Source organism: Microbacterium umsixpiens (genome assembly GCF_053543675.1).
In genome coordinates, this window is the sequence record NZ_JBLVOH010000108.1 from 9,204 (window position 1) to 12,616 (window position 3,413).

General features: G+C 68.8%; 3 protein-coding genes and 1 pseudogene. All 4 read left to right on the forward strand.

Features of this window, described 5'->3' with window-relative positions:
- Positions 1 to 1,073, forward strand: a pseudogene (locus ACNPM4_RS10910) (PucR family transcriptional regulator); the annotation flags it as partial.
- A gap of 94 nt (positions 1,074 to 1,167) precedes the next feature.
- The gene (locus ACNPM4_RS10915) at positions 1,168 to 2,088 is read left to right on the forward strand and encodes an ACP S-malonyltransferase (protein ID WP_448985705.1); all 921 of its coding nucleotides are present in this window, start codon (positions 1,168 to 1,170) and stop codon (positions 2,086 to 2,088) included.
- Positions 2,085 to 3,086 carry a beta-ketoacyl-ACP synthase III gene (locus ACNPM4_RS10920; RefSeq protein ID WP_262001037.1) on the forward strand — a complete coding sequence of 334 codons (1,002 nt, stop codon included), beginning with the start codon at positions 2,085 to 2,087 and terminating at the stop codon, positions 3,084 to 3,086. The genes ACNPM4_RS10915 and ACNPM4_RS10920 overlap by 4 nt, the downstream gene beginning before the upstream one ends.
- 68 nt (positions 3,087 to 3,154) lie before the next feature.
- Positions 3,155 to 3,403, forward strand: a complete 249-nt coding sequence (locus tag ACNPM4_RS10925; RefSeq protein WP_017830435.1) for an acyl carrier protein — start codon at positions 3,155 to 3,157, stop codon at positions 3,401 to 3,403.
- Positions 3,404 to 3,413 lie beyond the last annotated feature (10 nt).

Genomic DNA, 3,413 nt, shown 5'->3' on the forward strand with positions numbered 1-3,413 from the left:
GGGGGGGGGGGGGGGCCCAGGCGGGAATCACGTCGTTCATCCAGTGGTACGAAGACCCCAACTCCACGCCGTGGATCGCGGCAGACATCTTCGCCGCGGCACCGCGTGAGCTGCTGCGCAGCGTCAGCCTCCAGCAGACACTGCAGCTCATCCGGGTGACCGTCGAGGTCACCGAGGAACGCGTCGCCGGCAGGGGGAACGATCTCCGCGAGGCGATCCTGCTGTACTCCCGCGATGTCGCCTTCGCGGCAGCCGACGTGTACGCCAGAGCCGCAGAGGCTCGAGGCCTCTGGGACGCGCGTCTCGAGGCGCTCGTCGTCGACTCCATCCTCACCGGAGAAGCCGACGAAGAGCTCCCGAGCCGGATCGCGGCACTCGGCTGGCACGGCCACGGCGAGGTCGCCGTCCTGGTCGGCACCACCCCTCCACAGTTCGACGTGGACCTCGTCCGCCGAACGGCCAGGAAGCTCGCCGTCGACGTGCTCATCGGCGTTCAGGGCTCTCGTCTCGTCCTCGTCCTCGGGCGTGCGCGCGCCGAAGGAGCGGAAGGCGACGAAGAGGAGCTGGGGTTCCAGGAGATCGCGACCCGACTCGAGCCGTCTTTCGGACCGGGCTACGTCGTCCTCGGCCCTGCCGTCGCGGCACTCGTCGACGCGAGCCAGAGCGCCCGCGCCGCCCTCGCCGGGTTCGCGGTCGCCCGGGCCTGGCGCAGCGCACCCCGCCCGGTGGAGGCCGACGACCTGCTCCCCGAACGGGCCCTTGCCGGAGACCCGCTCGCGAAGCAGACGCTGATCGAACGCATCTTCCGTCCTCTGCAGGCGCACTCCACCGACCTGGTCACCACCCTCTGGAGCTACCTCGACAACGGGCGCTCCCTTGAGGCGACGGCCCGCGAGCTCTTCGTGCACCCGAACACCGTGCGCTACCGGCTCAAGCGCGTGAGCGAGGTCATCGGGTGGGATGCCACCGGTCCCCGCGAGGCGCTCATCCTGCAGACCGCGCTGATCCTCGGCTCCATCGGAACGGCGGAGCAGGTGCGGCGACGAGCCCCGCTTCGGCGACAGCAGCGCTGATACCCGGCCGATCTGTGCGCCACACACAAGGGTTTCTCGCAATCTTGTGATGGATCATCCACCGCTCTGCCGCAATCGTTGGCAGACTGGGTGGGTGATTGTCGTCGTATGCCCAGGTCAGGGCTCGCAGACCCCCGGTTTCCTCGCTCCTTGGCTCGAGCTCGACGGAGTGCCCGAGCGCCTCGCCGCGTACTCGGATGCCGCAGAGGTCGATCTCCGCGAACACGGCACGGTGTCGGATGCCGATACCATCCGTGACACGCGCATCGCGCAGCCGCTCATCGTCGCAACGTCCCTGATCGCCGGTGACGCACTCGTCCAGAAGGCGGGACGCCGCGCCGACGGCATCGCCGGACACTCGGTGGGTGAGATCGCCGCGCTCGTCGGCAGCGATGTGATCGACGCCGAGACCGGCATGCGCCTCGTCGGCATCCGCGGTCGCGCGATGGCCGATGCCGCAGCGCAGGAGCAGACCGGCATGAGCGCGGTTCTCGGTGGCGATGAGGAAGCCCTCCTCGCACGACTCGCCGAACTCGACCTCGCCCCCGCGAACTACAACGGCGGTGGACAGATCGTGGTCGCCGGCGCGCTTCCTGCCCTCGCAGCTCTCGCCGAGGAGCCCCTCAAAGGCACGCGCGTGATCCCCCTCCAGGTCGCCGGCGCGTTCCACACCCGCTACATGGCCTCGGCCGTCTCGGCCCTCCGCGATGCGGTCGCCGATGTCACGCCCGCGAACCCCGACATCACGCTGTGGACCAATCGTGACGGCTCTGCCGTCGCTGACGGCGCTCAGGCGCTCAGCTACCTCGTCGACCAGGTCTCCTCCCCCGTGCGCTGGGACCTGTGCATGCAGTCGTTCTCCGACGCCGGCGTCACCGGTGTGATCGAACTCGCTCCCGCTGGTGCCCTGGTCGGACTCGCCAAGCGCGGCCTCCGTGGCGTGCCGACCGTTGCTGTGAAGACCCCCGAAGACCTCGATGCAGCCGTCGCGCTGCTGAACGGAGAAGCCGCATGAGCGTCACCCTCGCCCAGGTCACCGGCCCCGCCTACACCCGCATCTACTCGTACGGTGCCGCCCGCGGTGAGAACGCCGTGCCGAACGAAGACCTGATCGGGCCGATCGACTCCAGCGACGAGTGGATCCGCCAGCGCACCGGCATCATCACTCGTGCCCGTGCCGACAAGGGCACCGACGCCATCGACCTCGCCACCACGGCCGCAGCCGAGGCCATCGAGAAGTCGGGCGTGCCGGCCGATCAGGTCGACCTGGTGATCGTCGCGACCATCAGCAACCCGAAGCAGACCCCCTCGGTCTCGGCCATCGTCGCCGACCGCGTCGGTGCGAATCCGGCCGCCGCCTACGACATCAACGCGGCCTGCGCCGGATACGCCTACGCGATCGCCCAGGCCGACGCCCTGATCAAGGCCGGAGCAGCCCGCTACGCACTGGTCATCGGCACCGAGAAGCTGTCCGATGTCGTCGACCCGACCGACCGCAGCATCTCGTTCCTCCTCGGCGACGGGGCGGGTGCCGCACTGATCGGCCCGAGCGACACGCCGGGCATCGCCCCCGCTGTCTGGGGCTCCGACGGCTCGAAGGCCGACGCCGTGGGCATGAACGGCACGCTGACCGACTTCCGCGACGGCGTGGTGCCGTGGCCGACCCTGCGCCAGGAGGGCCAGACGGTCTTCCGCTGGGCCGTGTGGGAGATGGCCAAGGTCGCGCGCGAGGCGCTCGACCGGGCCGGCGTCGAGCCCGCCGACATCGCCGCATTCATCCCGCACCAGGCGAACATGCGCATCATCGATGAGTTCGCGAAGCAGCTGAAGCTGCCGGAGACCACGGTGATCGCCCGCGACATCGAGACCACGGGCAACACCTCGGCGGCGTCGATCCCCCTGGCGAGCCACCGTCTGATGGCCGAGCACCCCGAGCTCTCGGGCGGTCTCGCCCTGCAGATCGGCTTCGGCGCCGGACTCGTGTTCGCCGCACAGGTCGTCGTCCTTCCCTGAGAATGCGCTGACCTTCTCTAGACTGTTCCACGGTTCCGAATACAACCCGTAAGAAAGAGGAAGACCACATGGCTTTCACCAACGATGAGGTCCTCGCAGGCCTCGCAGAGCTCATCACCGACGAGACCGGCATCAACGCCTCCGAGGTCGCCCTTGAGAAGTCGTTCACCGATGACCTCGACATCGACTCCATCTCGATGATGACGATCGTCGTCAACGCCGAGGAGAAGTTCGGCGTCACCATCCCCGACGACGAGGTCAAGAACCTGAAGACCGTCGGCGACGCCGTCAGCTTCATCGTCGCGGGCCAGGAGTAATCCCGGCAGG

Coding starts and splice junctions, on each gene's coding strand:
- ACNPM4_RS10920 (WP_262001037.1), top strand. CDS start 2,085: ATGAGCGTCACCCTCGCCCAGGTCACCGGCCCCGCCTACACCCGCATC.
- ACNPM4_RS10925 (WP_017830435.1), top strand. CDS start 3,155: ATGGCTTTCACCAACGATGAGGTCCTCGCAGGCCTCGCAGAGCTCATC.